Consider the following 15,820-nt stretch of genomic DNA (forward strand, 5'->3'; position numbering starts at 1 on the left):
CCCATTTTGAAAATGGGGCTTTTTTTATAGCATATATCTCAATGCTAAAATAAGATTTCTACCAGGTGCTGTTATACCCGAAGAATAAGGTCTATATCTTTGGTCTGTAATATTCTCTAGACTTGCAGTTATACTTATATTCTTATTCCACTGATATTGGGCTCTTAAATTAATTGTATGCCAAGAAGGTGAATAAGGGTTGCCATTTTCATCAACCGCATATAAATAGGCCTTAGAATATTCAGATGGTGCTAATTGATCAAATGATAAAGCTCCATTATAAACCAAAAAACCATCAAGTAGGAGTTTATTGTTTTTCCATATTAAGTGTGTTCTACCAAAGTTTGGTGCAACATGTCTAACTGGTACTTCAATACCTTCATTATCTTCGGTTCCACCAATTACGTTATACTGAGATCTCAATTTTAAAGTTTCTGAAAAATTAACTTCTAAACCAGCTTCAAAACCATAAATCCACGCCTTTGAGGCATTTTGAATAGCCTGAACATTACTTGATTCACCATCATAAATAATTTCTGTTTCTCCATTAATATCAAAATCTCTCCTTATAAGTGCATTATCCAAAAATGTATAATAGGTGGCCAAATCTAATATTACCTTATCCTCAATATTCAGTTTTAGACCAAGCTCACCACCATAAGCATATTCAGCTTTTAAATCATTGTTCGGGACAACAACCGAGCCTGGTTCCGAATCAAATACCTTGCCTATATCGTCAATATTTGGTGCTCTAAACGCGGTAGAGGCATTTAATTTCCACTGAATTAAATTACTTGGAGACCATGTAATACCAGCCGTACCAGTTAATGCACCAGTATTGACCTCAGCATCATTAAATGGCAAGTTTAAAAACTCATTATTCTCTGTATAATCAGCTTTTGCTATAACATGGTTGAATCTTAATCCTGTTTGAAAAACAAACTTTCTATTGGGTTTATATTTTAAGCTCGCGTAACTTGCAATGGACTGCCAGGTTGATCCGTTTGGGTAACGGGTAACATTATTTACACTGGTATTGGTATCTATGTTATCTTCTTTACCGATTGAACCTATAGTATTAAACAAGTATTCTAATCCGTAATACAGCGAAGTCTTTGAACTAAGTGATTTTTCTAAGTCTAAATTAAAAGAGATAACGTCTACATCCTCTTCTCGTATTTCCCTTAGTGAAGATTGAAAATCTCTTACTTTACGACTTTCTTTAAAATTCTGATAAGCCAGAGTGGTTTGTATTTTATCATATAGATTAGAGCTACTGCTTGTTTTGGTTAGTTGAAAGTTGGTCATAAACCACTGTTGAGGACCATAATCCCACTCAGCTGAATAAAGTCCATCTTCAGAAGGTCTTAATAATCGATCATACCTCGGATAATCTGATGTTGTTGTAAAATATAGACCAAAATCAAAGTTTAAGTTATCGGATGGTTCATAACGCACCTTTTGCATTAGATTAATTTGATTGTACCCTGTGGGTATTTGTATTTGAGGATCTGAGTTATTAATTAATAGGTCTTCACCATTCTCTCTAACGACATATTGGTTTCTTAAATACTCATTAGGTCCTCTGCTTCCCATTCTAAGGTCATCAAAAATTGTATAGCTCACATTTGTTAAAAAAGCCCATTTTTTATAACCCAAGTTAAAGTCAAAATGTCCTGTTTTTTCGTCATTTGCACTTGCAAACCTAATAAGTGCGTTACCATTAATATAGGTTTCATCTTTATAAGATAATTGAGGCTTTTTGGTATAGAAACTCATTACACCTCCAATGGCATCACTACCGTATACAACTGACCCAGCTCCTAAGGTAACTTCGGTATTTTTAATTGACAATGGATCTATTGAAATTACATTTTGAACGTTACCTCCTCTAAAAATGGCATTATTCATTCTAACACCATCTACAGTTATTAGCAATCTGTTAGTTGAAAAACCTCTAATCATTGGGCTACCACCACCCATTTGACTTTTTTGAATAAATATATTACCTGTATTTTCCAATAAGTCCGCACTTGTTTGCGGGTTTACTAAAGCAACCTCTTCAGCGCCTATACTTACAATGGTTTGTGGAATATCGCTCCTTTCTTGTTCAAATTTAGTTGCTGAAATAACAATCTGGTTTAAATTTTCAACTTTGGGAATGATATATACAATATTGTTATTCTCTATTATTTCTGATTTCCTAATTTGTAATTTTTCATAAAGAAAATTCTGAAAAAATATCACCTCATTAATATCAAAAATATCGACTGCTACCTTTCCATTTATATCGGTTACGAGGGATTTGGTTTTCTTTAAATTATAAAGTGCTATACCAGGAACAGGCTCATTAGATGTTTTTTCAACAACTGTAATTGTTTGTGCCGAAATTGTTTGAAGAAATAGCACTAGGATAAGAGTAACTAGAAAATTGTATTTCAATTTTAGAAGCATCAGCATTAAATCGTTTCAATATTTGGCTTAATGAAATACGTCGTTAAGCACCTGCAATGACTTAGGTTTTTTAAAACCTTCCAAATGTAATTCAAAATAACGCAATAACATATTTAAAAACTCACGTCTTTGTTTTGCATTTATTTTCACCATATTAAGGTCATCAAAATTTATGCCCAAAAGACGTTTAAGAAGTATTAAATTTTCACCAGAAATAGAATGTTTTCCCTTATCTGATTTTTCAAAAACTCCTGAGTCTAAATTAAAATATGGATAATCTTTATTTGTTTTTTCTGGATAAAAACCTAAATATCTGGTTAGCTTAATTAAAAATAACAAATGAAAATTTGAATAATTTTCTTCTGTATCCAAATACTGAAATGCAATTGAAATATAATTGTAAAGAACTTTATTTTGTTCTTCCTCCCTCAATACATTTGATAATATCTCAGACAGAAATAAAACTATTGAGCTTTTAAAAACATTGGTATGCAAAGTTTTAAAAACGTAGTTAAACTTAACTTCTTTTATAAAATGTAAAGATTGATTGGGTCTATAATTTTCCTCTACTTGAAGTAAAGATAAAGGCTGGAAATAAATAGTTTTTGATTGACTCTTTTTAGTCTTTAGAACCCCTTTTAGAATGTAACTTGTTACACCGTGTTCTTCAGTATAGCACTTTACTATTAAATCGTAATCACGATACTTTAGTTTTGAAAGAACAATACAATTATTTGATCTAAGCATTTTATCTAACAATAAGAACCTTAAGAACTTTAGTTTCGAAAGATTCTAAATCTGAAATCATAATTAAATAAACACCAGTCTGAACTATGGAGTTTGCTAGATTTTTACCATTCCAAATAGCAGTTCCGCCATCAATTGCAAAATTATAATTTGCCTGAGATGATCTTAAATTTACATTTGATTGTGCCTCCGCAACTAAATTACCTTCAACATCAGTAATTTTTATATTTACACGTTCAGTTAATCCAGTAATTTTAATGCCATTATTAATGTCATTAAGGTCATTAGAGCCAAGTATATTATATTCTGGCCTTACCGGATTTGGATAAACATATGCTCCCTCCAAATCTTCTTTGGTTGCTGATCCTCCCGAGGTAAAAGCAACTAACCCTCTTGTTGTAGCAAAATAAATAATTCCATTATCAGAATCAATTGATATATCATTTATCGTATTTGAGGGTAAGGGTGAATTGTCTGTTGTGAAATGATATATTGTATTTTGACCGTCAGGTGAAAAATAAAACACACCTGAATCTGCCGTACCCACCCATTTATTATTTGAGCCATCAACTTTAATGTCAGTGATAGTTTGATCTGCTAGCAATTCTTTAGGGATACCATCTTCAAGAATGATAATTGATCGTAAAGAAGGGTTTGGGTCATCATAAAATCCTAGTGTATTAAATAACACTCTTAGTCCTTTTGTCGTTCCCACCCATAACTGATTTCTGTTATCTAATGCCAATGCTGTGAACCTGGTGAAAGGCAATACATTCTGTGGTTCCGAGTTGATATTGCGTAATGGATTGCTACCAATATTCTCGTTGTACGCTAATAATCCATTATTGTATGCACCAATCCATTTTGTTCCGTTAATATCAATTTCCATATCGAAAAATCCAACTTCATCAGACAATGCGTTATTTATTAAATCTGTGAAACTATATCCTTGCCAATTCCCAGATACAGGATCATACGATTTCAAGGCTCTATCTACTCTACTAGTAACAGACCAAAGTAAACCATTATTATCGAATTCAGATGCGGACACTCTAATATCACTGGCGTTTGGATTGTTAGGAATTACGATTGTTTCTAGACCACTATTTGATTCGTCCAACAATATAGTCGGTGCAAAATCATTCAATTCCAATATTCCATCTATATAAGAACTTATGAAAACTTGATTTTGATTAAAGATATTTGGAGTAATTTCATTCAATTCTCTAGTTCCCAAAACACTGTCAAATGGAATATTAAACCAATCACTGTCATATAAATAACTTATACCTTTTGATGTTAGCGGAAAAGGATTTAAGGCTTCTGTAAATTCTCCGTATGTAGCCCAGACAGATCCAGTAGTTGCATTTAATCTAAATATATTGTTTTCAGATGGGCCGTTTGGTAAATATTGAAGATAGTTAATCCCATCTTGGATATTAGTGCTTATAACTCCAAAATCATTAGTTCCGATATAAATATTATCTCCTAAAATTATTGATGAGGAAAAATTTGATGTGTAATCTATTGAAGGTTGATAAATATTTATCAATTGTATATTACTATCATAGAGAAGTACCTCATTATTCATAGTAAATACAATATTGTCGCTTTCTACCTTACTATCTATTGGCAATGTGTCAAATTGAAACAAATCTGTGAAACCGTCTATATCAATCTCAATCAAAAATCTATTCATTCGTGTAGCATATACCTTATCAGCCAATGTATTGACAGTTCTAAAATTACCTGCCAAAGCAGTTTCCCACTGTTGAAAATCATTAAGATTAGGGTTATTTAAATCTGCCCTTTTTAAGCCATTACCATCCAAACATGCAACGTAAACATAATTGTCTAAAACTGAAACTTGATTAACCCTTATCTGGGTACCACCATTCCCAATAAAATATGTGTCACCGAATTCTAAACGTTCTAAATCATAGACAGAAACACCAAAATTGGTAGAAATATAAACAAGCCCTTCATGCTCATAGAAATGATTTATTTGTTTTCTCTCAGGTGTAATATTTTCTTTATCTAAAATATCTACTATCGATAATACCGTTTGGTCTATTGTTGAATATATCTCTATTAATCCTGTTTCGTAGCCAATCAATAAGTATTGAAAATTATCACTATAGTAAATGGAAGTTATATCCCTTCCAGATAACCCCTCAACAGTGGTAATGGTTGAAAGTTCAGTAGTTTGAGGATTATAAATAAAAACAGCATTCTCAGCAGCAGCATAAATAGCATTTTCACCAGCTACTACATCAACAATTTTATTATAAGAAAAGTGTGATTCCCAGAGTGAAGAAAATTCTTGAGCATAGATATAGTTTGAAAAGAAAATCACTATTAAAAAAACCCTTATCACAATTCTATTCATCAAATCTTTCTTTTGTTCAAATATATTTATTACAAACGAAATAAATAGGTTTATAATATGAATAGAAATAAAAAAAGCCTCTACACAAGTGTTAGAGGCTTCATGCTTATATTGTTTTTATCTTACTAAACCACACCTTGGGCTAACATTGCATCAGCAACTTTAACAAAACCTGCAATATTTGCACCTCTAATGTAATCTATAGAACCGTCTTCATTCTTCCCATACTCAACACAAGAATCGTGAATATCTTCCATAATATCTTTAAGTCTTTCATCTACTTCTTTTCTTGTCCAACTTAAACGAAGTGAGTTCTGACTCATTTCTAACCCAGATGTTGCAACTCCACCAGCGTTTGAAGCTTTACCTGGTGCAAACAATATCTTGGCTTTTTGGAATTCATGTATTGCCTCAGGTGTTGAAGGCATATTTGCACCTTCAGACACACAAATACAACCATTTTCAATTAATTGTTTTGCTTCCTCACCATTTAACTCATTTTGAGTAGCACATGGCAGTGCAATATCACATTTAACCGACCAAGGTCTTTCCCCAGCAAAGTACTTCGAATTAGGATATTTATCTACATATTCACTAATTCTTCCTCGTTTCTCATTCTTTAGTTGCATTACAAACTTTAGTTTTTCAGTCCCAATACCTTCTTCATCATAAATATATCCGCCTGAATCTGAGAAGGTTAAAACCTTTGCGCCAAGTTCAATTGCTTTTTCTGCAGCAAACTGTGCAACATTTCCAGAACCTGAAATAACTACTTTTTTACCCTCAAAAGAATCATTCTTTATTTTAAGCATATTATCCGCAAAATAAACGTTCCCATATCCTGTTGCCTCAGGTCTAATTAAAGATCCTCCCCAAGATTGTCCTTTACCAGTAAGTACTCCAGTAAATGTGTTATTCAATTTTTTATACATACCAAACATAAATCCAATCTCTCTAGCACCTACTCCAATATCACCTGCCGGTACATCCGTATTATGACCTATATGTCTATATAATTCTGTCATAAAAGCATGACAAAATCGCATTATCTCATTGTCTGATTTACCCTTTGGGTCAAAATCTGAACCACCTTTTCCTCCACCCATAGGTAGCGTGGTTAGACTATTCTTAAATACTTGCTCAAAAGCTAGAAACTTTAAAATACTTGCATTAACCGTTGGATGGAATCTAAGTCCACCTTTATAAGGCCCAATTGCTGAATTCATCTGAACTCTATAGCCTCTATTAACTTGAATTTCTCCTGAATCATCGACCCAGCTTACTCTAAATGATAGTAATCTTTCTGGTTCAACCATTCTTAAAAGGATATTTTTTCCGTGGTAAATATCGTGCTTAACGATATACGGAATAACCGTTTCTGCTACTTCTTGAACAGCTTGTAAAAACTCTGGTTCATGACCATTTCGTTCTTTAACGAGGTCCATAAAAGCATCTATTTTATTTTTCATATAAAATATTGTTAATAAATTGTGATTTACAGGGTACAAATATACATTATCTTTAAAAATAGGCCTATATTTTTTTGATATTCTCAATAATTGTTAAAATATTTATAGTGTCAACGAATTCTGATAAAACAGAATAATTCTGCATTTTGTCCGTTTTATTTTGTAGTTAATCGAGTTTTTATATATTTGTTCGGCAGGTGCCTCAACTTTTAAAACCATTATGGCTAAAGACTTAAGAAAACTTACGCTACTGATTGTATTGATGCTTTCGATGCAATCGATTTATGCCCAATTAGGCTTCGCTCATGAAATTGGAGCTTTTTTTGGTCCTATTGCCTTTCAATCGGATTTTGGTGTTAGGAGTGATTTTGAAACCAATTCTGGAAATACCGGTATTGCAATTGGTATAGTTCATTACATTAACTTTTCATACAAAGCAGATTGTAATTGTTATTCTACAGATACATACTTTAACGATCATTTCAAATTAAGAACTGAGATATCTTGGAATAAAACTAAACTAGAGCATTTTGGTAAATGGGTGGATAATGACAGAACCACTCCTGAAGCAGATCAATTAAGAGCGCATTCAGGTGAATCACAAAATTGGGATATTGGTATGCAGTTAGAATTTTTCCCAAAAAGTGTTAGAGCTTTTTCTGCAGGTGCTTATTCATTTGCTCCTTTTGCAGCCGTGGGAGCACATTTTGTTTCATTTAACCCAAGTGTTGAAACATCATATGGTTTGCCAGGTGGTATTAATAATTTAGATAACTTTTATAATCCTTGGAATGCAAACTCGGGTGGTGATCCTTTTATTAGTGATGAAAGTGGCTCAACCTGGTCGGTTGTTGCAAGTGCTGGCACAAGATATAAATTAACCGTTCTTTCGGACTTATTTGTAGAATTAAGGTGGCAATATTATTTTGATGATTTTATTGATGGTTTGGATCACAAATTAGATTCTAACAAAGCTAATGATTGGAACTTATGGTTAAATTTTGGCTATATCTATTATTTAGACTAAAGCATAAGATATTTATAAATTAAAAGACCAAGTAAAATTACTTGGTCTTTTTTTATAATACGGCAGATCAGATTCTATCCGATAGCTTGTTTTAGATCATTAATTAAATCTTCTTCATCTTCAATGCCTACACTCAATCTTATTAAAGAATCTACAACACCTGTTTTTTCGCGTTCTTCTTTAGGAATACTGGCATGGGTCATACTAGCAGGATGTCCAGCCAATGATTCAACACCACCAAGCGATTCAGCCAAAGTGAAAACTTTGAGTTTCTCAACTATTTTAATTGCTTCTTCATAGTTGTTGCTTTTTGCTGTAAAAGATACCATTCCACCAAAGTCATTCATTTGAGACTTTGCAATGTTGTGATTTGGATGATTTTCGAATCCTGGCCAATATACTTTCTCAATTTTTGGATGACTATTTAAATATTCAGCAACTGCCCTACCGTTCTCACAGTGGCGCTGCATTCTGATGTGCAGTGTTTTTATACCTCTTAATACCAGAAATGAATCTTGAGGACCACAAACTGCCCCACTTGCATTTTGTATAAAGTATAATCTTTCAGCTAATTTTTCATCTTTTACAACCAAAGCTCCCATCACAACATCGCTATGTCCGCCAAGATATTTAGTAGCTGAGTGCATTACAATATCTGCTCCTAAGTTAAGGGGTTGCTGTAAATAAGGAGTGGCAAATGTATTATCAACTGCTAATAACACATTGTGTTTTTTCGAAATTTTGGAAGCGACGACAATATCAATAATGTTCATCATTGGGTTTGTTGGTGTTTCTACCCATATCAGTTTAGTGTTGTCATTAATATAGTCTTCAATTCTATGAGCATTTTCCATGCCGATAAAGTGAAATTTTATACCAAAATCCTCATAGATTTTAGTAAATAGCCTATAGGAACCACCATATAAATCGTTTGTAGATATGACTTCGTCTCCAGGCTGCAATAATTTTATTACAGCGTCTATTGCTGCTAAACCCGAGCCAAAAGCTAGTCCGTATTTACCATTTTCTATACTCGCAAAAGAGTTTTCTAATGCATTTCTAGTTGGGTTGTGTGTTCTAGAATACTCATATCCCTTATGGCCTCCTGGAGTAGATTGTGCATAAGTTGAAGTTTGGTAAATTGGTGGCATTACAGAACCGTATGCTGGGTCATGTTCTTGGCCACCATGTATAGTTTTCGTGTTAAACTTCATGTGAATTTTAATTTAGATTTCATTAGACTTATCTAATGGTGTTACTTAACAATAATCTTTTTGAGAGGCGCAACAAATTTACTTCATAATTCGTTCTATTGAAATCAATGCAATACCTTTATTTAATGTTTAACAAAATCATGTAATCTTGAAATCATTTACAGCTTTCATTTTATTAATGTTTTTAGTTTTTAGTTGTGAAACCGAATTTAAACCTGCTTCGTTTAAAATAATTAGTTTAGAAAGTAATTATGATGCAGATATTTCACTTAACTATAACAAGGCTTTTGGGAACAATGATTTAGCTAAAATTATTAATTCAAATATTGAAAACACCATAATTAAATCAGTAAATCCAGAAATAGAGAATCAAAATTTGAAATCTATATTAGATGAATTTAATACTGAATATTTAGATTTTAAAACACAGTTTCCAGATGAAACTGACCCTAAATGGGAACTTTATATCGAAACTGAAAAAACCTATCAATCTGATGAAATCATATCGATAGCTATAAGTACCTACGAATTTAAAGGTGGTGCACATGGTAATGACAAAATCAAATTTTTAAACCTCAACGCTAAATCAGGTGATGTTATTGAGAATAATCAGCTAGTCAATGATTCTGTTGCTTTAAAAAAAATAGCTAAATCTTATTTTATTAAAGACCTAGAATCTCAAGATGCGGATTTAAAAATGGAAGATTACTTCTATGGCAATCCATTTCAACTACCAGAAAATATCGGCTATAGTGAAGATGGACTTATTATGCTTTATAATACTTATGAAATAGCCAGCTATGCTCAGGGTTACACAGAGTTTGTGATTCCATTTGAAGAGGTGAATTCTATAATCGGCTTTAATTAGGCTGTTTTACCTGTTAATTTCTTAATTATTGGCTCTACTGTTAATCCTTGACCGACAATTGAAACTACTACTACTATATACGTAATTACAAGAAATAATTCTCTATGCATTTCTGCCGTTAAACTTAATGCCAAAGCAATAGAGATACCTCCTCTAAGTCCTCCCCAAGTCATTATTAGGTTTGTTTTTGGGACAAAATCTAACCGCTTTGCAAAAAACTTAACTGGTAACCAAAGTGATAAATAACGGCACAATAATATTATTGGTATTGCCAATAATCCAGCATATATGTATTTGCCTTCTAAGGTTAATACCAACATCTCCATACCAATCATAACAAAAAGAATTGTATTTAAAAGTACATCTATCAATTCCCAAAATTTATCTACATAAGCCTCTGTTGTCTCTGACATTGCAGAAGTTCTAATTGTATCGTTACCAACAATTAAACCTGCAGTAACCATAGCCAATGGCGCTGATAAATGAAGTTTATGAGCTAACATCGTACCACCCATTACAGCTGAAATAGTGAGAATAACCTCTATTTCATAGTTATCAATAGATTTCATTAATTTATAGGTAATCCAACCCAATAATAGGCCTAAACCAATACCACCAATAACCTCCTGTCCAAAAAGCGTCGCTATATCAGAAAATTCAATCTTAGCATTAGGTTTTGCTGCAATAGCAAAAATGGTAAGAAAAACAACTACTCCGACACCGTCATTAAAAAGAGATTCTCCAACAATCTTTGTTTCTAATTTTTTTGGTGCACCTGCTTTTTTCAAAATACCCAAAACAGCAATTGGATCTGTAGGTGATATTAATGCACCAAATAATAAACAATAAATAAAGGATACCTCTATTCCAATCCAACCTAAAACATAATACATAATGGTACCAACTAAAAAAGTAGAAACCATAACACCCAGTGTAGCAAATGCCAAAATTGGCCCTCGCTGCACTTTTAATTGATCAAAGTTAGTATGCAATGCTCCTGCAAAAAGTAAGAAACTCAACATTATATCGAGCAATACGGTTTCAAAATCTATGCTGTTGATAAAGTCCCTTTCCCTCAATAATAACGAATCATCAAATTGGCCAATTATTACAAGACCAATTGTAAAAACTATTGTTATTAGCATTAACCCAATGGTGATTGGCAACTTTATAAACCTCACATTTATATATCCGAAAATAGCTGAAATAACAATTAAAATTGTTGCTATTGAGTAATATTCCATAATCTTAGAGTGATTTTCTTAGCGCTAAAATATAACCTAAATGTATACCTTCATGAAAATTATTAAATTCAATTGCTTCCTCTACATTACTAATTGTGTTTTTAGTTGTTACTGTATACTGATTATAGGTTTGAAATAATTTGGACTCGTAGTCTTCTTTCGTTTTTTCTATTACAGAAAACAAAAGATTCTTGATGACATCTACTTCGGCCTGATTTAAATCTCGTTCGGGTTTTGTCCCTTTCCTATAAGCATCAATCATTTCTTTGGAGACAATAGTTGGTAAACCTGATAAATTATAGACTAATAATTGCTGTGTAACAATTACATGTGCAATGTTCCAGATGATATTATTACTATACCCTTCTGGCACTTTGTTCAATTCTGATAATGATAAATTTTCGATAAAACTTTTTAATAGTTTTCTGTTTTTAATGGTTATATCAAAAGCCCAATCCATAGAATTATATTTTTCTTAAATGTAATTATTTTTAAAATGAAATACGGTTACTTTGCATTGCTAAAAATATAGACTTGTCCATAATGAAAAAAATGTACTACCTCAGCACCTGTAATACTTGTATGAGAATAATTAATGAATTGAATCTTAGTGATGAATTCATTCTTCAAGATATTAAAACAGAAAGCATAACCGAAGAGCAGTTAGAAGAAATGAAAAATCTAACTGACAGCTATGAAAGTCTATTCAGTAAACGCGCGAGGTTATATAAAGAACTTGGTCTAAAAGAAAAAAATCTTTCTGATGTTGACTATAAAAAATATATTCTTGAACATTATACATTCCTAAAACGCCCTGTTACAATTATTAATAATCAAATCTTTATTGGCAATTCAAAAAAAGTAGTAGAGGCTACTAAAAAAGCTATACATGAGCAGTAGAGGCTTTGCTATTTTTGCATTGTTTATGGTGCAACTATTATATGGTCTTAATTACACAATTGCCAAATTGGTAATGAATGGTAATTACATAAAACCATTTGGCTTTGTTCTGTTAAGGGTTACAGGTGCCACACTTTTATTCTGGCTAGTAAGTCTAATTGTACCGCAAGAAAAAATTGAGAAAAAAGACTTTTTTAAACTTTTTATAGCGGCCTTATTTGGTGTTGTAATTAATATGTTATTCTTTTTTAAAGGGTTAGAATTCACCTCTCCTATTCACGCATCCGCGATAATGACTATTACACCAATAATAATACTTGTTTTGTCGGCATATACCTTAGGAGAAAAAATAACGACACTAAAAATAATAGGGGTTGTATTAGGATTAATTGGCGCATTAATTCTAACCATTTATGGCAAATCTGCAAGAGTAGGTGATAATGTCCCACTTGGTAATTTGCTGATATTTCTTAATGCTATTTCATATAGCATATATGTTATATTAATTAAAAAGCTAACTGCAAAATATCATCCGTTTTCATTTATTAAATGGTTGTTTTTGTTTGGACTAATAATTCTGATACCATTTGGATATAATGAATTGAACGAAGTACAATGGGAGTCATTTACACCTTATATTACATATTCTGTTCTATTTGTCATTATAGGAGCAACTTTTGGTACTTATCTACTAAATCCTTTGGCTCTCAATAAATTAAAAGCATCTACTGTTGGTATATTTATTTATCTTCAACCCGTTATAGCAGGTCTGTTTGCCTTATATATTGGTGCAGATTTCATTGATATGCTAAAAGTCTCTGCTATGGTATTAATATTTTCAGGAGTCTATTTAGTTACCAAAAAGCCGAAAAACGTAACTTAATTTGTCATTAGAATCAAAAATATTTAAGTCAATCAACAATATCCCTAAATCCTATTGGGATAGTTTAAATTGTTGTACTAACATTTATTATTCACCAGAGTTTTTAAGTGCTTTTGAATTGGCAAATTCAGACATTGATTTTAACTACATTTTTATAATAAAAGATAACAAAGCAGTTGCATTTGCAAATACGCAAATCGTTACAATTGGTATTGAAACAATAACCAAAAATATTAGAATGTCTTCAGCTTTGAGACGATTTATAAACAAACTTTTTTGCAACAATCATTTGCGTGTTCTCTTTTGTGGCAATGTATTTCTTAGTGGAGAGTATGGTACCTTTTTAAAAGAAGGAGAAGATAAAATTGAGACTTTCAAAGCTATAGCTAATGGAGTAAAAAAACTCTATAAAAGAACTAAACGACTTCATACTATTTTTGTTAAAGATTTTGAAAACGAATCACTTTATATAACGGATCATTTAAAATCATTTGATTATGCCTCTATGCAAGTAGAATCTAATATGATCATATATTTAAAACCTGAATGGAGTTCTTTTGAAACTTATAAAAATGCTTTAAAATCAAAGTATAGGGTAAAAGCCAATAGAGCTGATAAAAAAAGTGAGGCATTGGTGTCTAAGTTTTTAGACACTGAAGATTTAATCAAATATAAATCTGAGCTACAATCGTTATATCAAAACACTATTGACAATGCAGATTTTAATGCTCAAATATTAAATCTAGATACTTATCTAAATCTTAAATCTACATTTAAGGAAAAGTTCATGGTTAAAGGTTATTTTTTAGATGGTAAGCTGGTTGGTTTTCTTTCTGCCATGCAAAATCAAACCCATTTAGATGCCCACTTTATTGGTATAGATTATTCAAAAAACAAAGAATATGCCATCTATCCTCGTATTTTAAATGATTATGTGAGACTTGGTATATCAACCAAATCAGATCAAATAAACCTTGGGAGAACGGCTTCAGAAATTAAAAGTACTTTGGGTGCAATACCAAAAAAATTAACCTGCTATTGTAAACATAAACACTATTTGCCAAATCAAATACTAAAACCCTTTATAAAGAACGTTCAAATAAAATCTTTTAAACAACATCAACCGTTTAAATAATTATTCTATAGTTCTATATTTTTAGGCCTTATTCCGTATTTCCGTGTATCTTCTTTAGTAAGGGTTTTAAAACTTTCAGATTTAGGGAATTTTTGCGCCAAGACAAGTAATGCTTCTGGCAATTGAGTAAGCTTTCGTTCTTTCAAGTCTATCCAAGCACCTTGCATCTCACAATATGCTAGGTTTTCACCTTTTTGATTATAAAAGTTGTGTTCGAATTTAAACAGCATACCATCTTCACTAAGACCAGAAACTTCAATAGTAACAGTAATAGGAGCGCCAAGAAAGGATTCTTTGAAATAGTACATATGTTCGTAAAACACTACAGGTCCGACATTGTGTTTTCTAATTTCTGACATAGAAAAACCTTGGTCGTTAAAAAAAGACATTCGTGCATGACTCATAAAATTAGTGTATGCAGAATTGGCTAAATGACCATTAGCATCAACATCACTCCACCTAATTTCAAACTTCTTTTTATACATTGGTAATTTCATTTTTTAAGAATGTAAAGTTATAAAAGTCTAACAGTACATTTAGTTCATTTAATGTAGAATTAAAAGAAATTCAAAACCATTCTATTTTGTACCTTAGCGCAACTTTAATTATGTCGTTTTAATGATACAATCCATGACCGGTTATGGGAAAACAGTCTTGCAACTCCCAACCAAAAAAATATCTATAGAATTAAAATCTTTAAATAGTAAAAACCTAGATGTTAACGCTCGTATGCCATCTGCCTATAGAGCAAAAGAATTGGGCATTAGAAAACTAATTGCAAAACATCTTGTACGTGGCAAGGTAGATTTTTCTCTTTTTGTTGAAATTACAGGAGAAGACACAAGTTCTAAAATCAACAAAACTGTAGTAAAAGAATATATAAAACAACTCAAGGAAGTTGTTGATGGAGACTCTACCGAGCTGCTTAAAATGGCTGTTAGATTACCAGATGCTGTCACAACCGAGCGCGATGATATTGATGAAGAAGAATGGTCTTCAATTGAAGATGGAATTAATGAAGCCATTACTAAAATAGTAAGCTACAGAAGGGATGAAGGTACAATTTTAAAGGAAGATTTTGCTAAAAGAATATCAACTCTTGGAGAGCTTCTTAATCAAGTTATAAAAATGGATCCAGACCGTATTTATGGTGTTAGAGCAAGATTGGAGAAGGGTATTTCTGAAATAAAGGAAAAGGTAGATGAAAATAGGTTTGAGCAAGAGCTAGTCTACTATATCGAAAAATTTGATATCACTGAAGAAAAAGTAAGATTAGACAACCATTTAGATTATTTCACAAAGGCATTAAATTCTGATGATTCTAATGGTAAAAAACTTGGTTTTATAACTCAGGAAATTGGACGAGAAATAAATACCATTGGCTCAAAATCTAATTATGCACCAATGCAAAAACTTGTGGTGCAAATGAAAGACGAGTTAGAAAAAATAAAGGAACAATTATTGAATGTACTTTAATCTTAAGAAATAAT

14 protein-coding genes are annotated in these 15,820 nt (G+C 31.9%); 6 read left to right on the forward strand and 8 right to left on the reverse strand.

Annotated elements, in window-relative coordinates; all coding sequences use genetic code 11:
- Positions 1 to 24: 24 nt before the first annotated feature.
- The 4 genes from ACFWV9_RS03325 to gdhA form a co-directional block, all read right to left on the reverse strand.
- On the reverse strand, positions 25 to 2,454 hold the full coding sequence (locus ACFWV9_RS03325) for a TonB-dependent receptor plug domain-containing protein (protein WP_411894317.1): 2,430 nt from the start codon (positions 2,452 to 2,454) through the stop codon (positions 25 to 27).
- 27 nt (positions 2,455 to 2,481) lie between these two features.
- A complete protein-coding gene (recO, locus tag ACFWV9_RS03330; RefSeq protein ID WP_411893818.1) occupies positions 2,482 to 3,201 on the reverse strand; it encodes a DNA repair protein RecO in 720 nt (239 codons plus the stop codon).
- Position 3,202: 1 nt separating this feature from the next.
- On the reverse strand, positions 3,203 to 5,590 hold the full coding sequence (locus ACFWV9_RS03335) for an ABC transporter substrate-binding protein (protein ID WP_411893819.1): 2,388 nt from the start codon (positions 5,588 to 5,590) through the stop codon (positions 3,203 to 3,205).
- Positions 5,591 to 5,715: 125 nt separating this feature from the next.
- Entirely contained in the window at positions 5,716 to 7,059 is a 1,344-nt protein-coding gene (gene gdhA / locus ACFWV9_RS03340) for an NADP-specific glutamate dehydrogenase (RefSeq protein ID WP_411893820.1), read from the reverse strand.
- A 220-nt stretch (positions 7,060 to 7,279) separates the two neighbouring features.
- Between gdhA and ACFWV9_RS03345 the strand changes: the two genes are divergently transcribed.
- Positions 7,280 to 8,086 carry a THC0290_0291 family protein gene (locus ACFWV9_RS03345; RefSeq protein WP_411893821.1) on the forward strand — a complete coding sequence of 269 codons (807 nt, stop codon included), beginning with the start codon at positions 7,280 to 7,282 and terminating at the stop codon, positions 8,084 to 8,086.
- Positions 8,087 to 8,160: 74 nt separating this feature from the next.
- Here ACFWV9_RS03345 and ACFWV9_RS03350 read toward each other — a convergent pair whose 3' ends face one another.
- Positions 8,161 to 9,300: a cystathionine gamma-synthase gene (locus ACFWV9_RS03350; protein ID WP_411893822.1), complete on the reverse strand. Its 1,140-nt coding sequence runs from the start codon at positions 9,298 to 9,300 to the stop codon at positions 8,161 to 8,163.
- 148 nt (positions 9,301 to 9,448) lie between these two features.
- Here ACFWV9_RS03350 and ACFWV9_RS03355 point away from each other — a divergent pair, with 148 nt between their 5' ends.
- Complete coding sequence (locus ACFWV9_RS03355) at positions 9,449 to 10,168, forward strand: DUF3298 domain-containing protein (protein WP_411893823.1); 720 nt, start codon at positions 9,449 to 9,451, stop codon at positions 10,166 to 10,168.
- Here the strand turns inward: ACFWV9_RS03355 and ACFWV9_RS03360 are convergent.
- Positions 10,165 to 11,412 (reverse strand): cation:proton antiporter, encoded by a 1,248-nt coding sequence (locus ACFWV9_RS03360; RefSeq protein WP_411893824.1) that lies wholly within the window; start codon positions 11,410 to 11,412, stop codon positions 10,165 to 10,167. The two genes, ACFWV9_RS03355 and ACFWV9_RS03360, sit on opposite strands and share 4 nt — an antisense overlap.
- Positions 11,413 to 11,416: 4 nt before the next feature.
- On the reverse strand, positions 11,417 to 11,872 hold the full coding sequence (locus ACFWV9_RS03365) for a DinB family protein (RefSeq protein WP_411893825.1): 456 nt from the start codon (positions 11,870 to 11,872) through the stop codon (positions 11,417 to 11,419).
- 83 nt (positions 11,873 to 11,955) lie between these two features.
- On the opposite strand from ACFWV9_RS03365, the gene ACFWV9_RS03370 reads away from it, so the two are divergent.
- The 3 genes from ACFWV9_RS03370 to ACFWV9_RS03380 are packed head-to-tail and all read left to right on the forward strand — an operon-like array spanning position 11,956 to position 14,330.
- On the forward strand, positions 11,956 to 12,312 hold the full coding sequence (locus ACFWV9_RS03370) for an arsenate reductase family protein (protein ID WP_411893826.1): 357 nt from the start codon (positions 11,956 to 11,958) through the stop codon (positions 12,310 to 12,312).
- On the forward strand, positions 12,302 to 13,195 hold the full coding sequence (locus tag ACFWV9_RS03375; protein ID WP_411893827.1) for a DMT family transporter: 894 nt from the start codon (positions 12,302 to 12,304) through the stop codon (positions 13,193 to 13,195). The genes ACFWV9_RS03370 and ACFWV9_RS03375 overlap by 11 nt, the downstream gene beginning before the upstream one ends.
- A gap of 1 nt (position 13,196) precedes the next feature.
- Positions 13,197 to 14,330 (forward strand): hypothetical protein, encoded by a 1,134-nt coding sequence (locus ACFWV9_RS03380; RefSeq protein WP_411893828.1) that lies wholly within the window; start codon positions 13,197 to 13,199, stop codon positions 14,328 to 14,330.
- A gap of 5 nt (positions 14,331 to 14,335) precedes the next feature.
- Here the strand turns inward: ACFWV9_RS03380 and ACFWV9_RS03385 are convergent, their stop codons facing one another.
- On the reverse strand, positions 14,336 to 14,815 hold the full coding sequence (locus ACFWV9_RS03385; protein ID WP_411894318.1) for an acyl-CoA thioesterase: 480 nt from the start codon (positions 14,813 to 14,815) through the stop codon (positions 14,336 to 14,338).
- A 133-nt stretch (positions 14,816 to 14,948) separates the two neighbouring features.
- Here ACFWV9_RS03385 and ACFWV9_RS03390 point away from each other — a divergent pair, with 133 nt between their 5' ends.
- Complete coding sequence (locus tag ACFWV9_RS03390) at positions 14,949 to 15,806, forward strand: YicC/YloC family endoribonuclease (RefSeq protein WP_411893829.1); 858 nt, start codon at positions 14,949 to 14,951, stop codon at positions 15,804 to 15,806.
- The last annotated feature ends 14 nt before the right edge of the window (positions 15,807 to 15,820 follow it).

Source organism: Winogradskyella sp. A2 (assembly GCF_046762865.1).
Classification (GTDB): Bacteria; Bacteroidota; Bacteroidia; order Flavobacteriales; family Flavobacteriaceae; genus Winogradskyella.

Bases quoted from the DNA above. Each gene is read 5' to 3' on its own strand.
- ACFWV9_RS03325 (WP_411894317.1), bottom strand. From the start codon at position 2,454: ATGCTTCTAAAATTGAAATACAATTTTCTAGTTACTCTTATCCTAGTG.
- recO (WP_411893818.1), bottom strand. From the start codon at position 3,201: ATGCTTAGATCAAATAATTGTATTGTTCTTTCAAAACTAAAGTATCGT.
- ACFWV9_RS03335 (WP_411893819.1), bottom strand. From the start codon at position 5,590: ATGAATAGAATTGTGATAAGGGTTTTTTTAATAGTGATTTTCTTTTCA.
- gdhA (WP_411893820.1), bottom strand. From the start codon at position 7,059: ATGAAAAATAAAATAGATGCTTTTATGGACCTCGTTAAAGAACGAAAT.
- ACFWV9_RS03345 (WP_411893821.1), top strand. From the start codon at position 7,280: ATGGCTAAAGACTTAAGAAAACTTACGCTACTGATTGTATTGATGCTT.
- ACFWV9_RS03350 (WP_411893822.1), bottom strand. From the start codon at position 9,300: ATGAAGTTTAACACGAAAACTATACATGGTGGCCAAGAACATGACCCA.
- ACFWV9_RS03360 (WP_411893824.1), bottom strand. From the start codon at position 11,412: ATGGAATATTACTCAATAGCAACAATTTTAATTGTTATTTCAGCTATT.
- ACFWV9_RS03365 (WP_411893825.1), bottom strand. From the start codon at position 11,872: ATGGATTGGGCTTTTGATATAACCATTAAAAACAGAAAACTATTAAAA.
- ACFWV9_RS03370 (WP_411893826.1), top strand. From the start codon at position 11,956: ATGAAAAAAATGTACTACCTCAGCACCTGTAATACTTGTATGAGAATA.
- ACFWV9_RS03375 (WP_411893827.1), top strand. From the start codon at position 12,302: ATGAGCAGTAGAGGCTTTGCTATTTTTGCATTGTTTATGGTGCAACTA.
- ACFWV9_RS03385 (WP_411894318.1), bottom strand. From the start codon at position 14,815: ATGTATAAAAAGAAGTTTGAAATTAGGTGGAGTGATGTTGATGCTAAT.
- ACFWV9_RS03390 (WP_411893829.1), top strand. From the start codon at position 14,949: ATGATACAATCCATGACCGGTTATGGGAAAACAGTCTTGCAACTCCCA.